The sequence below is a fragment of the Kosakonia sp. 1610 genome, assembly GCF_050435845.1.
GTDB lineage: Bacteria > Pseudomonadota > Gammaproteobacteria > Enterobacterales > Enterobacteriaceae > Kosakonia > Kosakonia cowanii.
Map to the genome: position 1 here is coordinate 279,836 of NZ_JBNDKZ010000002.1, position 13,570 is coordinate 293,405.

The window sequence follows — 13,570 nt, forward strand, 5'->3', positions numbered from 1 at the left end:
AGACAAATCGCACCTGGCCTACACCGGATAACTGCGCGCCATCCGGCAATAACACGCCGCGATTACGATGCCGGGCTGACCTTCCACAATTCGCCGTTGCTCTCGTCGGTTAAGACGTACAAATACCCATCCGGCCCGACGCGCACATCGCGAATACGGTGATTACGATCGCCAAGAATGCGGCCATCTTCGCTCACTTTGTTGCCATCGACGCTCATCACAATGACATCCTTATCCTTCAGCGCGCCGATAAAGAGCTTGTTCTGCCACTGCTTGAAGGTGTCCGCATTATAAAAAGCCATGCCGCTGACCGCCGGCGACTCCTTCCAGTAGAAGATCGGCTGTTCGGTTCCCTCGACAATGCCGCCTTTCGCTTCCGGGATCTTCAGCCCGCTGTAGTTAATCCCCCAGGTGGCAATCGGCCAGCCATAATTTTTACCCTTTTCAGGCACGTTAATCTCATCCCCGCCGCGCGGGCCGTGCTCATTCAGCCACAGCGCCTGGCTCCACGGGTTGATCGCCATACCCTGCGGGTTGCGGATGCCGTAAGACCAGATCTCCGGCCGCGCGCCCTGCTTGCCTGCAAATGGGTTATCGTCCGGCACTTTGCCCTGATCCGTCAGCCGCACCAGCTTGCCCTGTAGCTTATCGAGCTCCTGCGCCGTCGGCCGCTGATTGTTCTCACCCAGCGCTACCCACAGATAACCTTTGCCATCAAACACCATGCGGCCGCCAAAGTGGTTACCGGTCGAAAGTTTTGGCTGCTGACGGAAAACGGTCTGGAACTGCTCAAGCTGTTTACCATCATCACTCAGGCGACCGAAGCCGACGGCGGTACCCGCTTTACCATCCTGCCCCGCTTCGGCATAGCTCAGCCACACGCGCCTTGATGAGGCAAAATCAGGTGCCAGCGCCACATCAAGCAAGCCCCCCTGACCCTGCGCCCACACTTTCGGCACGCCGCTTATCGGATCGGAAAGCCCTTTACCCGCCTGCCAGTGGCGCAGTTCGCCGCCGCGCAGGGTGATTAGCATTCCGCCATCATCGGGTAAAAAGGCCAGCGCCCAGGGGTGATCGAGTTTTGTTTGCAGGACATCGACGTTGACCGCAGCCGGGGCCGCGAGCACAGAGGTTGAGAGAAAAAGTAATGACAGGGGAAGATGGCGCATACGGCACTCCTTTATTAAGCGGTAAGCCTGGATAAAGGTTAGCCATCGATTTCGCGGCTGGGTTTGCTTTTACAAAAGCTTAAGCATAAAGGGGAGCGAGCTCCCCTTTATGGTCAGGGTATGGAAGCGCTTCAGGCTTCAGCAAGCGGAGAGTGCTCATTCAGATATTGAATGCTGTAATCAAGGATATTGAGCGAACGCTCCAGCTTATCGACATTCACCGAGATAAAGTTGGCGCAATCTCTTCGCCCGCTCATCAGTGAAACGGCGGCGGAAGAGAGCGCCTCTTCGGCACTGTACATGGCGCTGCGCGTATCGCGATCCTGTATCTCTTGCAGTCTTTCGCTTTTATCGCGGATCTCCAGCGCCAGGGCAAAAAACATCTCTCGCAGACGATCGTTTTCGTTGACTGACATATACCCTTTCGCTTTGCGCATCTGGATATAGGCCGCAAGGTCTGTTCTGGCAGCCATCAACTTCATAACTAAACGACGAGCGAGTTCATCAGCAGTCATACTTTTACCTCCCTTGTCAGCCATTGGGCAGACTAATAGTATGGCCGCTTTTTGACCAAAGGCATGGGTTTGGTCAATAATATTCTCCTTTTGACGATCTTTTACACAGGCCGCGCCAGCTCTGGGCTGGGCTGCCGTTTCGCTTGTTAAAAAAGCGCTTCGCGACGCCAGGAGATAAGGAGAATGAAAGCAGTCGCTTACCCGCAGCAAACTACCGTAAAAGTGATCCGTGACTATTGCTCGGCCTATCCCGATCCGCTGACTATCCGCAAGGGGGAAAGAGCACAAATTGGCCACTGCGATTTGCAATGGCGCGGCTGGATTTGGGTGACATTAGAGTCGGGAAAAGCGGGCTGGGCACCGCAGCAGCTCTTTACGCCAGTCAACACCCATGAGGGGATCTGCCAGCAGGCCTACTGCGCACACGAACTGACCGTGCAAACCGGTGAGCGACTTACGGTTCATCAGCGCCTTAACGGCTGGTATCTGGCAGAAAAAGCGGACGGCGACCTCGGCTGGGTACCGCAGGAGCACGTCGCGCTTGCGTGAAGTTGCGCGAGGGGGGTTGAGCGTAGTGATGGCAGAACCGTAAGGGATTAATGCGGGATCTCTTTTTGAGGTAACAACATCACATCCCCGCGACCGATCATTATCCCAATAACCTCCCCGGTCACCATGCTGACGTAATACTCAACCGGCGTACCCGAAACCCTTTCATTCCAGGGCGTATCCGTTTCATTTCCACTTTCATGGCTGACCTTCCAGCAAGGCTGTTGGTGAAGGTTAACTTTCACGCAGACGTAGTTATTGTCATCCCATGTACTGCCGCGCGAATAGGCAAAGCGTTTTGCCTTTTCGACCGCAGCCTCTTTCTTAATCATTGATCAATCCATAATAAACGTTATAAACCAGGCCACCGACCACCACTGGCCCCAATAAAATGCCCGCCGCCTCATGCCTCATCAATGTGTAGGTGATTTGATTATTAGTGTAGGCAATGGGATATTTGAGCCCGCTGATAATCGTTTCGCTACTCAGTCCTCTTGCACGCATCAAGGCTACCGTTTCAGCCAGTGCCTCTTCAAGATAACGTAAAAGGTACGATTTCAGATAACCGCTTTGTCGCATGAACGATCTGAACTCACGAAAGAGGTAAAATTTTGGAGCGATAAATTGGTGCACCTGTTCATGATACAAAGTCATCAGCATTCTTTCGCGTGCTTCCTGACCACTCATTGCGTTTCTGAATACGTCTCTACCAACCTTAATATCACCCGCTATGTTAGTGCTGCCTTCACTGACATTTAGTCGTTTAGTAAATGTAATTTTGGGTTTATATCGCCACGCCGGGGATCCATTCCTGGGAAGATTCATTTTGCTGGCAATCGTATTACCGTAACGAGGAACTTTTACACCGCCTTTCGTCGTTTGAAAAGTATCAGAGGGTTTCTTCCTAAGAAGCAGAGCCATGACTGTATTAACGCCGATCAACGTTATGGCCTGAGCCAGATCATGTGCAGCGTTCTCCAGATCATTATCACTCCGGGCTTGATAGGTTTTATTAATAAAATCAAAAAGCTTTTTTGCTGCCTCTATCGCTACGCCACCAACAGCAGCCCAACCAACGAGTAACAGGATAATATCTGCAGCCTCGCCGACACCAAAAAAATGCGCGCCAATCCATACCACGGTGATCCCTGCCATTGCTGCCAAGGCTTCAGGTGTAATAAATGCAAGTAGCTGTTGACCAATTTCATGTGGTAATAATGCAGCAGCCCGAACAACAACAGATTGCAACTTCTCTTCCATATTCATGGTTGAAATATTCATCGTATTCCCTCACGTATTTAAAAATACTTTCCAGTGCTATCAGAAAATTGCCCTCACCTCACGTTAACTGTTTCAGCTCTGCCTCGGTGTGATCATGCCCCATTATTGCTAAGCCTGATGACCTTAAGTAGCAGATAGCAGGAATAAAAAAGACCTGCGTGAATATCACAGCAGGCCTTCAGTTAAATCGATATTACGAAAAGTATTACCAGCGCGTAGCCTGCATATCGATAACAAAGCGGTATTTCACATCGCCTTTCAGCATGCGGGCGAAAGCGCTTTCAATTGCTTCACCGCCAATCATCTCCACATCCGCCGTGATGCCGTGCTGGCCGCAGAAATCGAGCATCTCCTGCGTCTCGCGGATACTGCCAATCGACGAGCCGCTGATGCTTAAGCGGCGAAAGACCATCGGCGTGATGTTGGGTGACGCATGCGGTTGATCCGGAATACCCACCAGCACCAGGCGACCGTTGGTTTTCAGCGTCGCCAGGTAGGGGTCGAGATCGTGCGGTGCCGCGACGCAGTCGATAATGAAATCCAGCGAGGTGTGGCAGGCGGCCATTTGCGCGGCATCGCGCGAAACAACCACGCGTTTTGCACCAAGGCGGCGGGCATCTTCGCCCTTCTCCGGCGAGGTGGTAAACAGCGTTACCTCGGCGCCCATCGCGCTCGCCAGCTTAACCGCCATATGCCCTAACCCGCCAAGACCGACAACGCCCACCGCATCACCCGCTTTAACGTTGAAGTGGCGCAGCGGCGACCAGACGGTAACGCCTGCGCAGAGCAGCGGTGCAACGCCCGCCAGCGGCAGGTTTTGCGGCACCGAGACGACAAAATCCTGATCGACAATCACGCTCTCGGCGTAACCACCCCAGGTGCTCTCGCCGGTGTATTTATCAATCCCGTTATAGGTGGCGGTAAAGCCCGCTTCGCAATACTGCTCTTCATGCTGTTTGCAGAAGTGGCATTCACGGCAGGAATCCACCATCACCCCGACACCCACAATATCGCCGACCTGAAAGGCCGACACGCCTGCGCCAGTGGCGCTGACGCGGCCGACAATCTCATGTCCCGGCACCAGCGGATAGCGGCTTACCGCCCACTCGTTGCGCGCCATATGCAGATCCGAGTGGCAGACGCCGCAGTAAAGAATGTCGATTTTCACATCCTGGTTTTGCAGCGGGCGAAGGGTAATGTCGCCGGATGTCAGCGGTTTGGCGGCATCGACCGCGACCAGTGCATTGATTTTCATAAGGCCTCCAGGTTGGGCTGGCGTTAATAACGTGAAGGCGGCAGACTATAGTCCGCAAGGTTCACAATTGATAGTAGTTACCATTTGGTGACCACAGATGAGGGCTTCTTATGCCAGCCTGGGTTGACGGCAAACTCTTTTTCTACGCGGACTCGCCGCCGCGCCGCCTGATGGATCTCTTCTCCGTCAAGTGGAGCACCATGGTGCTGCACGCGCTCTACCACTGGCCTGATGAGCGCGCCCGCACCGGCGAGTTGCAGCGCAGCTTACAAGGGATCTCCAAAAAAATGCTTTTTCAGACGCTAAAAGAGCTGGAGCAGCGCGGCCTGATCGCCCGCCACGTTTATGACGTTGTCCCGCCGAAAGTCGATTACCGCCTCACGCCGCTTGGCAAAACCTTCGCCGGGCCGATTGAGCAGATGTACCAGTGGGGGCTGGAGAACCAGGCCGCGCTGGATGAGATGGAAGCCCATTACCGTAAAGCACAGGGCTAACACACACAGGAGTGTGAAATGGAGATAGTTTTAATGCGCCATGGCGAGCCTGAATTCAGCGCTCAGCAGAGTTCCGCACGGGTAAAAGCCACAGACATGCACGGCTGGATTGCAGGCTATGATGCCTCAGGCGTCACTGGCGAACCCGATTGCCACGCCGTTCTGGCGGATAAACGCCACGCTTTTGTTATCAGCAGCCCGCTGCCGCGCGCCCGTGCGTCGCTACAGGCGATGAACCTCATCCCCAATCTGATTGCCAACGATCTGCGCGAAGCGCCCTTGCCGGTATTCAACCTCCCCTGGCTTCGCCTCTCGCCACAGACGTGGCTGGTGCTGTTTCGCCTCTGCTGGCTCAGCGGCGCGCTGGCAGGGCCGGAATCCAAAAAGCAGACGATGCAGCGGGCAGAGAAAATGGCGCTTACGCTGATCTCCCATGCGCAGCAGAATGAGCGCGTGCTCAGCATGGGTCACGGGGTGATTAACCGCCTGATTGCGCGCGAGCTGGAAAAGGCGGGCTGGGTAAAAAGCGCGCATACCGGAAACGGCTACTGGTCATCGGTAACGTTCACTGCCGCCGGATGTGATAACCCGGCGGCATAATCAGAGCGGCTGTTTCTCCGCCTGCGAGAGCTGAAGTAACGCCGCCTGTAGCGAGGTGGCGAACATCGCCCCGTGCGTCAGGCCGGGGAATAAGCGGTAAGTAGCCGGGACGCCATGCTGATCAAGCTGCGCAAAGGTGCTGCGAACGCGCGGCAGCACGCCAGACTCGCTGTTCTCATCCTGAGCGCGGCGATCCCCGTCCCCCTCCATCAGATAAAGGTGCTTACCCGCTGCCTGCTGCGGCGAGACCGCTTCCATCGTTTTCAGCAACTGAAAATCATTGCGCGCCAGCGAAGGCACGGCGGAAAAAGTGGTGGTGAAAAAGGAGGAAGTGAGCCAGCTCTCCAGCACGAATAACCCCCCGTAGGAGTGCCCCCACAACCCGCGCTGCGCCGGATTAACAGTAATTCCCTTTTCGACCTCTGGCGCGATAGTCTCCTCAAGCAACTGGCGAAACGCGTCACTGCCACCGCCCGCTCTGCCGCGCAGTTGCTGCGTGTCGGTGCCCGGCGGCGTGTAATCATACGCCCGGCTATCGAGATCGAATGGCAGATCGGTTTGATACCCGACCGCCACCAGCACCGGCGGGTTAGCGGCGAAGAGTTTTTGTAAAAACGCCTCCGAAAGCTTATCCATCGCCGCGTTGCCATCCAGCATGTAGATCACCGGAAAACCGCCGGGCGGTGCGCTTTTATTAGGTACGCCTGTCCAGACGTTGTAGTGGCGTTTGCCATCCCGGGAATCGAACTGCTTTTGCGTGAAGTGATAGTAAGCAGAGCCGCGATCGGCGATGTTCGGCCCGAGCGGTGCCATATCCGGCCTTGCATAACTTGTTTGCCATGCGAGCAGCATAAACAGCGCCGCGAGGCGCACGGCGTGAAAACAATAAAGCATAAACCCCTTCTCCCTGTACATCAGCCGCGCGGGCTGAAGATAACATCAGGGTGAAGACGTTAATGGGAATCATTATTGATTGCAACAGAGATGCGGCAGCGGGTGTCGCTGCCTTTGCACTTTTACGACGCCGGGTGGCTACCTGCCAGCTCCTGTGCGAGCCGCCACTGCTCCTCAATCGGCGTTACCGTGCGCTTGCGTTCATTAACCGACAGCTTTGGCTCGGTCCAGAGGAAAGGAAAGAAGGCGTAAACCTGCTCGCCGCCGAGCGTTCGCACCTCTTCCCGCCAGTTAGGCCAGCGCACCGTCTGGTAGAAGAGCGCCAGATCGCCACACAGCGCCCACTCAACAAACGCGGAGTAGCCCACTTCCAGCCCTTCCCAGGCCAGCGCATCCGGCGCGAAGTAGTAAACATTGCCGATATCCTCTCCGAGACCGCCGCCGTTGAGGGCAAAAAAGCCGCCCGAGGCATCATCGGCAATCAGCAGGGCACCGAAAGATCCCGCGTCTGTCGCCGCTTGCGTCCAGCTCATCGGGTCGCGCGCCAGCCGCGCGCTGCCGGAGCCGAGAATACGCAGCCAGCCATCATCAATCAGCAGCCCGCCGGTTTCATATACCAGCGCCCCCAGCGGCGAGCGGGTGGTGACCTGCAGTTGCAGCAGCGCCTGTTCGGCGCGGGGCTCCTCTTTCGCCAACACTTCGTAAGGGTTGCTGGCCGCGTTAAGCCACTCCTGCACCACCGCCCAGCCGGGATCGTGCACATCGATAAGTTCAGTTAAGGTCTTCATCCGCTCTCCTGCAGGCGAGGTAAAAATCTCTGCCATCATACCGGAAAGCGGCAAGCTCATAAGGCTGCGAAGCCGCTTTGCACCCTACCAAAATCTGCCCTGCCGGAGCGCATAAAAGGCTTTCTTCCGCCCTGGGTCAATGTCAGGATCAGCGCACTTTTTCTATCCCACCTCTCTTTCGCAGGAATCGCCATGCGTCTGGTTATCTCTCTGCTGCTCGCCTGTTATCTGCCCTTCGCCAGCGCTAATACCGCTACCGACGTACAGAAAAACGTGACCGGGTTCTATAACTTCTATCTGCATGCCTTCGAGAACACGTCGCCGGACGAAGTGATTAAAACAGCGGAAATGCGGCACTATGTCTCCGCTAAGTTGCTGAGGCGTATAGCTGAAATTTATGAGATGCCGGAGCAGGAGATCCTCGCAGCGGACTACTTCACCTACACCCAGGATTACGACCCCGCGTGGATCCCGCACCTCAAAGTTTCACCAGCGCGGCCCGATGGCGACAACATGCTGCTGGATGTCTGGCTGGGTATTGAAGATAACAAGCATGCTCATCTTCAGGTCTGGACGCGCAAAGAGGCGGGCGAGTGGAAGATCTGGCGGGTAGTTGACGCCGGGGAGCATTTTGAACAGAAGCTCTACTGACGCCGCCCGTTTAGTGCAGCAGTGAAAGGGCGGAGAAGATGAGTAACAGCGCGCCGCCCACCACATTCACCCCTTTTTTGAGCCGTGCCGGATTGGCTTTTTTCGCCGAGAAGACCAGCACGTTGCTCAGGGCAATCAGCCATGCGCCCATCACCAGCACATGCACCGTGGCCAGCAGCAGATAGTGGCTGACATCGCCGCGGCTACCGGCAAATTGTGACACCACGGTGAGATAAAAAACGATCGCTTTCGGGTTGAGCACGTTCGCCAGCCACGCCTCTTTTAGCGTCACCGTCGGTCCATCCGCGCGTAGCGTCATCTCACTCGTCGTTAACCCGCTGCGAATCAGCTGCACACCAAGCCACATCAGATACGCCGCCCCCGCATATTTCAGCACGTTAAACAGCGCGGGAGAGGAGACGAGCATCGCCGTTACGCCGAGGCCAATCAGCAGCGCGTGGGTGTAGATGCCGAGCGCGGTGCCCGCCAGTGTGCGCAGCAACCCGCCCCGCCCGCCGGCCAGCGCGCTGTTCATCGCAAGGGTAAAACTCGCGCCCGGAGAGAGCGCGACGGGTAAAAGCACGGGGATAAACCCCATGATGTTGATTTCCATTACATCCCGTTTCGTTAAGCCGGAGATGACTCCCGCGCGTCGCCATTGGGGATCTCATCAACGGTGCTGTAAATGGTAAGGCCCCGCTCGCGCCCGATGCGCACATCGTTATCGGCCCCCGCCGAGTCGCCGGGCAGGCGTAAAATGGCATCGCAGTGTTGAATCAGGCGGTGGGCGACGGGGTACAAAAAGACCTGGCTAATCTCATCGCCAATCTTCTTCGACCCGGCCGATTCCGCCAGCGGCATCGCCAGCCACTCGCCAATCACCGGCGTATGGCCCTTTTCGAACACCTCTGCGGCAACCCGCGTCATGGCATCGAGATTCTGTTTGATTAACGCATCATCACCGTTGGTGCCGCTGCGTACGGGTCCGGCAATTAAAATAAGCATGGCGTGCATGGTTTCCCCTGTAAACTGCGTAAAATTAGGATCGTCAGGCTGACAATCGGCACGCTAACATGCATAATCGTGCAAGATCAAGACCAATCGTGTAAGGGGAAAACGTGTTATCCAGTCAACGTAAGCAGAAGATACTTGAGATGCTGGCGCGTGATAAGCAGGTCTTGTCACGTGAATTAAGCCAGCACTTTGCTATCTCTGAAGACTCTATTCGCCGGGATTTACGGGAGTTAGCGGCAGATGGCCTGCTGCAACGGGTGCACGGCGGCGCGCTGGCGGTGTCGGCGGCGATTGCGCCATTTGAAGTACGCAAAAACGTGAACATTCATGCAAAACGCGTCATCGCGCAGAAAGCAGTCAATCTTATTCAGCCCGGCAATATCGTTATCATCGACGGCGGCACCACCTCGGAAGAGATGATCACCCTGCTGCCGCCGGATCTGGCCTTTACCGTAGTCACCCACAGCCCGACCATCGCCGCCGGATTGATTAACCTGCCAAATGTGGACGTGATCGTTATCGGCGGGCAGTTATATAAACACTCGATGGTCACCGTGGGCGCATCAATGATTGAGTCCATTCGCCGCATCAATGCTGACCTCTTTTTTATGGGCGTCACCGGCGTGCATGAGCAGGCAGGCTTTACCACCGGCAACTATGAAGAGGCCTGCGTGAAGCGCGCACTTTCGGAGCGCGCGGCGGAAACCGTGGTGCTGGCGTCGCCGGAGAAGATCAACTCCGCCTCGGCCTTTGGCATTGGCGATCTGACGCTCGCCAGCACGCTGCTGGTCGATGAGCCGCTCAATGAGAAGATGAGCGCGCTGTTCAAACAATTGCAAATCAGCGTGCTGTAGCGGAGGCGCTTTCGATGGTTGATGCTGACGGCTTTATCGCCTGTTTACCCGACACCCCGCAGCAACCGGCGTTTCGCCCGGTGGTCGATGAGGTGATCGAGCTGCTCCACGCAAGGCTCGGCGCGCAGGTGCACAGTATTTACCTCTACGGCAGCGTGGCGAAAGGTACAGCAGTGGCGGGTGGATCTGATCTCGACGTCTGCCTGATTACCCAAGGCGCGCTGAACGCGGCGGAACGCGATCTTCTGCGAGTGATTGCGGAGCATGTGCAGACGCAGCATCCGGTTATCAGCAAAGTCGATTTTGATTGCGGCACGCTGGCAGAGGCGCTGGCCGACGAAAACCGGTTCAGCTGGGGTTACTGGCTTAAGCACCACTGCCGCTGCGTGGCGGGCGAAGATCTCGCGAGCCGTTTTTCGCCTTTTACCCCCTCGCGCGAGATTGCTGTAGCGGTAAACGGTGATTTCATTCCCGTCCTGCAAGGCTACCTTCAGCAACTGGCAGAGGCGAGCGATGCACGGCTGCTTCAGCGGGCTGCGGCGCGTAAACTGCTGCGCGCAACCAACCTGTTACGCCGCGCAGAGGATAACGACTGGCCCGAGACGCTGGAGGAGTATGCCAGCCGGGTTGTACAGCGCTTTCCGCAGCAGCAGCAGGCCATCGGCTGGCTGCTGCAACAGTGCCATACGCCAGAGGATGACAGGGCGCACTTCACCGCCCGGCTTAACGCGCTGATGCGCTGGCTGGAGGAGAGTCGCTGCTAGCGGCTCGCTTCATACTCTATCGCTTCGCGGATGGTCAGCAGCGCTCCGCGCAGGGTGTCGACAGCGACCGATCCGAGGGCTACGCGCAGCGCCTGCGGCGTCGATTGCGCGGTGCAGAAGGGCTCAGCGGTTGAGAGGGAGATATTGCTATCCATCAACTGCTTGACTACCCGATCGGCGCGCGACTCTTCAGAGAGCGGCAGCCAGGCAAAATAAGAGTCGGGGTGGGTCACGCACGGCAGACCGGCCAGTGTTTCTTGCAGAATTCGCTGGCGCAGCCGGGCATCTTCCCGCTTGCGCTTTTCGAGCTCGGCCACCATCCCCTCCTCTATCCAGTGACTGACCAGCGAGGTCATGAGCGACGGCGCATTCCACGTCGTGGCGCGGATGGCCCGTTCCAGCGCAGGCCGCAGTTCAGGCGGGCAGATCACTGCGCCAACCCTCAGGCCGGTCGCTACATTTTTTGAAAATCCGCTGACATAAACCGTTCTTTCCGGCGCAAAACAGGCGAGCGGCGGCGGTGCGCGGCGAACCAGCCAGGCGTAGGCAGCATCTTCAATGATCAACAGATCGTGAGCACGGGCGATAGCGGCCAGCGTTTTACGCGACGGGCTGTTCATCACCCAGCCCAGCGGGTTATGCATTGTCGGCATGGTATACACCGCGCGAATACGCCGCTGCTGGCAGAGCTGGCGCAGTGCGGCCAGATCCGGGCCATCCTGCGCTGCCGGAATTGCCACCAGCTCCAGATGATAAAGCGCGGCCAGCGCCTTAAAACCGGGATAGGTCAGCGCGTCCACCGCCACCACATCGCCCGGTTTCAGCAGCCCCATGACCGTAATGGTCAAGCCGTGCTGCGCGCCATTCACCAGCAGCAGATTTTCAGCCGCCGGGCGAAACGTCCCCTGCGTGAAGTGCGTGGCGAAGACCTCTCGCTCGGTGATCCGCCCGCCATGAGGCTGATAACGCAGATGCGCCTCAATATTGCCCTCCACTGCCGTGCGTTTGAGGGCCTCGCGCAGCAACTCGCCCTGCCCGCTCACCGCCGGGTAGTTGAAGTTGAGATCCAGCACGTCGCTGGCGACGGCAAGCTGATCGATGCCGTGACCGGGAGGAAGGGCAATCTCTCTGACAAAGGTGCCGCGGCCGGTTTCACCACTGACCAGCCCCATCGCCTCCAGCTCACGATAGACGCGGGTGGCGGTCGCCAGCGAAATATGTTCCTGCCCGGCCAGGCAGCGGTGAGTCGGTAAACGCGTGCCGGGCGGCAACTCACCGGAACGGATCTGCACAGCGAAGCGATCAACCAGCTGTTTGTAGCGCGCTTTCATCAAATGTATCCATGACAATAATTTGATTGTCGTAAGTAGCTCAACCTACCATTCAGCCCATCAATGCTCAAGCTCCCACTAATCAGTGATAACGAGGTCAAGATGGCAAATTCCGCGCTAAACAAACCGGCACATTCCGCGCTGTCAGGCTGGCTCAACGGCCTGCTGGGGGTAGTGATTTTCAGCGGCTCGTTACCCGCCACGCGCATTGCCGTGCTGGAGATGTCGCCCTTTTTCCTCACCTTTCTGCGCGCCTCGCTCGCCGGGTTGCTGGCGATTGTTCTTGTTTACGCCTTGCGCGAACCGCGCCCGCAGCGCGCGCAGCTGTTCCCGCTGCTGATCGTCTCCGGCGGCGTGGTGATTGGTTTTCCGCTTCTCACAGCCCTGGCGCTACAGCATGTCACCTCCGCCCACTCGATTGTTTTTCTCGGCCTTCTGCCGCTCTGCACGGCGATTTTTGCGGTGCTGCGCGGCGGCGAGCGGCCAAAGCGCGCCTTCTGGCTCTTCTCACTGCTTGGCAGCCTGCTGGTGGTGGCCTTCGCGCTGGCGCAGAGTCATGCCGTTTCGCTGACTGGCGATCTGCTGATGCTGGCGGCAGTGATAGTGTGCGGGCTGGGCTATGCCGAAGGAGCAGCCTTAACCCGCACGCTCGGCGGCTGGCAGGTGATCTGCTGGGCGTTGATCCTGTCACTTCCGGTGATGCTGCCCGCCGCCTGGCTGACGCAACCCGCAACGCTTGTTGATATCAGCGCGCAAGCCTGGGGCGCACTAGGCTACGTCTCGCTCTTCAGCATGCTGATAGGCTTCATCTTCTGGTATAACGGCCTGGCCCGCGGCGGGATTGCCGCCGTCGGCCAGCTACAGCTGTTGCAGCCCTTTTTCGGTCTTGCTCTCTCCGCCCTGCTGCTCAACGAGCGTGTCAGCCCGCTGATGCTACTGGTGACGCTGGGCGTTATCCTCTGCGTGATTGGCTCGCGGAAGTGCGCCCGCTAATTCAGGCAGGTTATGCCGCGCGTCGATGATGGGTATAACGGTAGGGAAAGAGGTGTACGTCAGGAGAAGCAAATGATTTCAAAAGAGAATGCCGAGCATTATCACTGGGGCGAGGGGTGCGACGGCTGGTACCTGGTGAAGCGGCCAGAGATGATGATCATCCATGAGAAAATGCCCGCCGGGACACAGGAGCAGCGCCATTATCACTCCGTCTCGCGGCAATTTTTCTTTGTGCTGAGTGGCGTGCTGACGATGGAACTGGAAGGTGAAAAGCAGAAAATTGCTGCACAGCAAGGAATTGAGATCCCGCCATTAGCAAAACATCAGGCGCGCAATGATTCTGATGCGGCGGTTGAATTTATCGTCTTCTCTCACCCGACCCCGCGCGGTGATCGCACCGATGTCGCGGAGCAGTAAA

Annotated in this window: 18 protein-coding genes; 8 read left to right on the top strand and 10 right to left on the bottom strand. The window is 57.2% G+C overall.

The genetic code is table 11. The features are described 5' to 3' along the window. Window positions 1-62 precede the first annotated feature (62 nt). Window positions 63-1,169: a PQQ-dependent sugar dehydrogenase gene (locus tag ABIC80_RS09280; RefSeq protein WP_429176739.1), complete on the bottom strand. Its 1,107-nt coding sequence runs from the start codon at window positions 1,167-1,169 to the stop codon at window positions 63-65. 131 nt (window positions 1,170-1,300) lie between these two features. Further along, window positions 1,301-1,684 (bottom strand): biofilm formation regulator BssR, encoded by a 384-nt coding sequence (locus ABIC80_RS09285; RefSeq protein WP_042718451.1) that lies wholly within the window; start codon window positions 1,682-1,684, stop codon window positions 1,301-1,303. 183 nt (window positions 1,685-1,867) lie between these two features. Between ABIC80_RS09285 and ABIC80_RS09290 the strand changes: the two genes are divergently transcribed. After that, window positions 1,868-2,233, top strand: a complete 366-nt coding sequence (locus ABIC80_RS09290; RefSeq protein WP_429176741.1) for an SH3 domain-containing protein — start codon at window positions 1,868-1,870, stop codon at window positions 2,231-2,233. A 47-nt stretch (window positions 2,234-2,280) separates the two neighbouring features. Here the strand turns inward: ABIC80_RS09290 and ABIC80_RS09295 are convergent, their stop codons facing one another. The 3 genes from ABIC80_RS09295 to ABIC80_RS09305 all read right to left on the bottom strand — a co-directional run bounded on the left by ABIC80_RS09295 (window position 2,281) and on the right by ABIC80_RS09305 (window position 4,769). Next, on the bottom strand, window positions 2,281-2,565 hold the full coding sequence (locus tag ABIC80_RS09295) for a hypothetical protein (RefSeq protein ID WP_305206392.1): 285 nt from the start codon (window positions 2,563-2,565) through the stop codon (window positions 2,281-2,283). Further along, on the bottom strand, window positions 2,558-3,514 hold the full coding sequence (locus ABIC80_RS09300; RefSeq protein WP_200134021.1) for a hypothetical protein: 957 nt from the start codon (window positions 3,512-3,514) through the stop codon (window positions 2,558-2,560). The genes ABIC80_RS09295 and ABIC80_RS09300 overlap by 8 nt, the downstream gene beginning before the upstream one ends. Window positions 3,515-3,719: 205 nt before the next feature. Beyond that, window positions 3,720-4,769 carry an NAD(P)-dependent alcohol dehydrogenase gene (locus tag ABIC80_RS09305; protein ID WP_242388848.1) on the bottom strand — a complete coding sequence of 350 codons (1,050 nt, stop codon included), beginning with the start codon at window positions 4,767-4,769 and terminating at the stop codon, window positions 3,720-3,722. A gap of 110 nt (window positions 4,770-4,879) precedes the next feature. On the opposite strand from ABIC80_RS09305, the gene ABIC80_RS09310 reads away from it, so the two are divergent. Beyond that, complete coding sequence (locus ABIC80_RS09310; RefSeq protein WP_139568160.1) at window positions 4,880-5,263, top strand: winged helix-turn-helix transcriptional regulator; 384 nt, start codon at window positions 4,880-4,882, stop codon at window positions 5,261-5,263. Between the two features lie 18 nt (window positions 5,264-5,281). Further along, entirely contained in the window at window positions 5,282-5,863 is a 582-nt protein-coding gene (locus tag ABIC80_RS09315) for a histidine phosphatase family protein (protein ID WP_429176743.1), read from the top strand. On the opposite strand, the gene ABIC80_RS09320 is transcribed toward ABIC80_RS09315, so the two are convergent. Beyond that, window positions 5,864-6,757 carry an alpha/beta hydrolase gene (locus ABIC80_RS09320; protein ID WP_429176744.1) on the bottom strand — a complete coding sequence of 298 codons (894 nt, stop codon included), beginning with the start codon at window positions 6,755-6,757 and terminating at the stop codon, window positions 5,864-5,866. A gap of 122 nt (window positions 6,758-6,879) precedes the next feature. Then, complete coding sequence (locus tag ABIC80_RS09325; protein ID WP_429176746.1) at window positions 6,880-7,545, bottom strand: DUF2625 domain-containing protein; 666 nt, start codon at window positions 7,543-7,545, stop codon at window positions 6,880-6,882. A gap of 192 nt (window positions 7,546-7,737) precedes the next feature. Here ABIC80_RS09325 and ABIC80_RS09330 point away from each other — a divergent pair, with 192 nt between their 5' ends. Beyond that, window positions 7,738-8,196 carry a YbjP/YqhG family protein gene (locus tag ABIC80_RS09330; protein WP_200579278.1) on the top strand — a complete coding sequence of 153 codons (459 nt, stop codon included), beginning with the start codon at window positions 7,738-7,740 and terminating at the stop codon, window positions 8,194-8,196. A gap of 10 nt (window positions 8,197-8,206) precedes the next feature. On the opposite strand, the gene ABIC80_RS09335 is transcribed toward ABIC80_RS09330, so the two are convergent. Together ABIC80_RS09335 and ABIC80_RS09340 are read right to left on the bottom strand one after the other, a co-directional pair. After that, entirely contained in the window at window positions 8,207-8,809 is a 603-nt protein-coding gene (locus ABIC80_RS09335) for a LysE family translocator (RefSeq protein ID WP_034813901.1), read from the bottom strand. A gap of 14 nt (window positions 8,810-8,823) precedes the next feature. After that, window positions 8,824-9,210, bottom strand: coding sequence for an NUDIX hydrolase (locus ABIC80_RS09340; protein ID WP_429176749.1), 387 nt, complete (start codon window positions 9,208-9,210; stop codon window positions 8,824-8,826). A 104-nt stretch (window positions 9,211-9,314) separates the two neighbouring features. Between ABIC80_RS09340 and ABIC80_RS09345 the strand changes: the two genes are divergently transcribed. Both ABIC80_RS09345 and ABIC80_RS09350 read left to right on the top strand, forming a co-directional pair. Further along, entirely contained in the window at window positions 9,315-10,064 is a 750-nt protein-coding gene (locus ABIC80_RS09345; protein ID WP_242388841.1) for a DeoR/GlpR family DNA-binding transcription regulator, read from the top strand. Window positions 10,065-10,078: 14 nt separating this feature from the next. Then, window positions 10,079-10,828 carry a nucleotidyltransferase domain-containing protein gene (locus ABIC80_RS09350; protein WP_429176750.1) on the top strand — a complete coding sequence of 250 codons (750 nt, stop codon included), beginning with the start codon at window positions 10,079-10,081 and terminating at the stop codon, window positions 10,826-10,828. Here ABIC80_RS09350 and ABIC80_RS09355 read toward each other — a convergent pair. Next, the gene (locus ABIC80_RS09355; RefSeq protein ID WP_429176753.1) at window positions 10,825-12,159 is read right to left on the bottom strand and encodes a PLP-dependent aminotransferase family protein; all 1,335 of its coding nucleotides are present in this window, start codon (window positions 12,157-12,159) and stop codon (window positions 10,825-10,827) included. The genes ABIC80_RS09350 and ABIC80_RS09355 overlap by 4 nt on opposite strands. 102 nt (window positions 12,160-12,261) lie before the next feature. Between ABIC80_RS09355 and ABIC80_RS09360 the strand changes: the two genes are divergently transcribed. Together ABIC80_RS09360 and ABIC80_RS09365 are read left to right on the top strand one after the other, a co-directional pair. Beyond that, window positions 12,262-13,152, top strand: a complete 891-nt coding sequence (locus ABIC80_RS09360; RefSeq protein ID WP_429176755.1) for a DMT family transporter — start codon at window positions 12,262-12,264, stop codon at window positions 13,150-13,152. 72 nt (window positions 13,153-13,224) lie between these two features. Continuing rightward, window positions 13,225-13,569 carry a cupin domain-containing protein gene (locus tag ABIC80_RS09365; RefSeq protein WP_312277396.1) on the top strand — a complete coding sequence of 115 codons (345 nt, stop codon included), beginning with the start codon at window positions 13,225-13,227 and terminating at the stop codon, window positions 13,567-13,569. Window position 13,570: the final 1 nt, after the last annotated feature.

What these genes read in the sequence shown, in the direction of transcription:
- ABIC80_RS09350 (WP_429176750.1), top strand. Translation starts at nt 10,079, where the DNA reads ATGGTTGATGCTGACGGCTTTATCGCCTGTTTACCCGACACCCCGCAG.
- ABIC80_RS09340 (WP_429176749.1), bottom strand. Translation starts at nt 9,210, where the DNA reads ATGCACGCCATGCTTATTTTAATTGCCGGACCCGTACGCAGCGGCACC.
- ABIC80_RS09290 (WP_429176741.1), top strand. Translation starts at nt 1,868, where the DNA reads ATGAAAGCAGTCGCTTACCCGCAGCAAACTACCGTAAAAGTGATCCGT.
- ABIC80_RS09280 (WP_429176739.1), bottom strand. Translation starts at nt 1,169, where the DNA reads ATGCGCCATCTTCCCCTGTCATTACTTTTTCTCTCAACCTCTGTGCTC.
- ABIC80_RS09335 (WP_034813901.1), bottom strand. Translation starts at nt 8,809, where the DNA reads ATGGAAATCAACATCATGGGGTTTATCCCCGTGCTTTTACCCGTCGCG.
- ABIC80_RS09330 (WP_200579278.1), top strand. Translation starts at nt 7,738, where the DNA reads ATGCGTCTGGTTATCTCTCTGCTGCTCGCCTGTTATCTGCCCTTCGCC.
- ABIC80_RS09355 (WP_429176753.1), bottom strand. Translation starts at nt 12,159, where the DNA reads ATGAAAGCGCGCTACAAACAGCTGGTTGATCGCTTCGCTGTGCAGATC.
- ABIC80_RS09285 (WP_042718451.1), bottom strand. Translation starts at nt 1,684, where the DNA reads ATGACTGCTGATGAACTCGCTCGTCGTTTAGTTATGAAGTTGATGGCT.
- ABIC80_RS09310 (WP_139568160.1), top strand. Translation starts at nt 4,880, where the DNA reads ATGCCAGCCTGGGTTGACGGCAAACTCTTTTTCTACGCGGACTCGCCG.
- ABIC80_RS09300 (WP_200134021.1), bottom strand. Translation starts at nt 3,514, where the DNA reads ATGAATATTTCAACCATGAATATGGAAGAGAAGTTGCAATCTGTTGTT.
- ABIC80_RS09305 (WP_242388848.1), bottom strand. Translation starts at nt 4,769, where the DNA reads ATGAAAATCAATGCACTGGTCGCGGTCGATGCCGCCAAACCGCTGACA.
- ABIC80_RS09295 (WP_305206392.1), bottom strand. Translation starts at nt 2,565, where the DNA reads ATGATTAAGAAAGAGGCTGCGGTCGAAAAGGCAAAACGCTTTGCCTAT.
- ABIC80_RS09325 (WP_429176746.1), bottom strand. Translation starts at nt 7,545, where the DNA reads ATGAAGACCTTAACTGAACTTATCGATGTGCACGATCCCGGCTGGGCG.
- ABIC80_RS09365 (WP_312277396.1), top strand. Translation starts at nt 13,225, where the DNA reads ATGATTTCAAAAGAGAATGCCGAGCATTATCACTGGGGCGAGGGGTGC.
- ABIC80_RS09315 (WP_429176743.1), top strand. Translation starts at nt 5,282, where the DNA reads ATGGAGATAGTTTTAATGCGCCATGGCGAGCCTGAATTCAGCGCTCAG.
- ABIC80_RS09360 (WP_429176755.1), top strand. Translation starts at nt 12,262, where the DNA reads ATGGCAAATTCCGCGCTAAACAAACCGGCACATTCCGCGCTGTCAGGC.
- ABIC80_RS09320 (WP_429176744.1), bottom strand. Translation starts at nt 6,757, where the DNA reads ATGCTTTATTGTTTTCACGCCGTGCGCCTCGCGGCGCTGTTTATGCTG.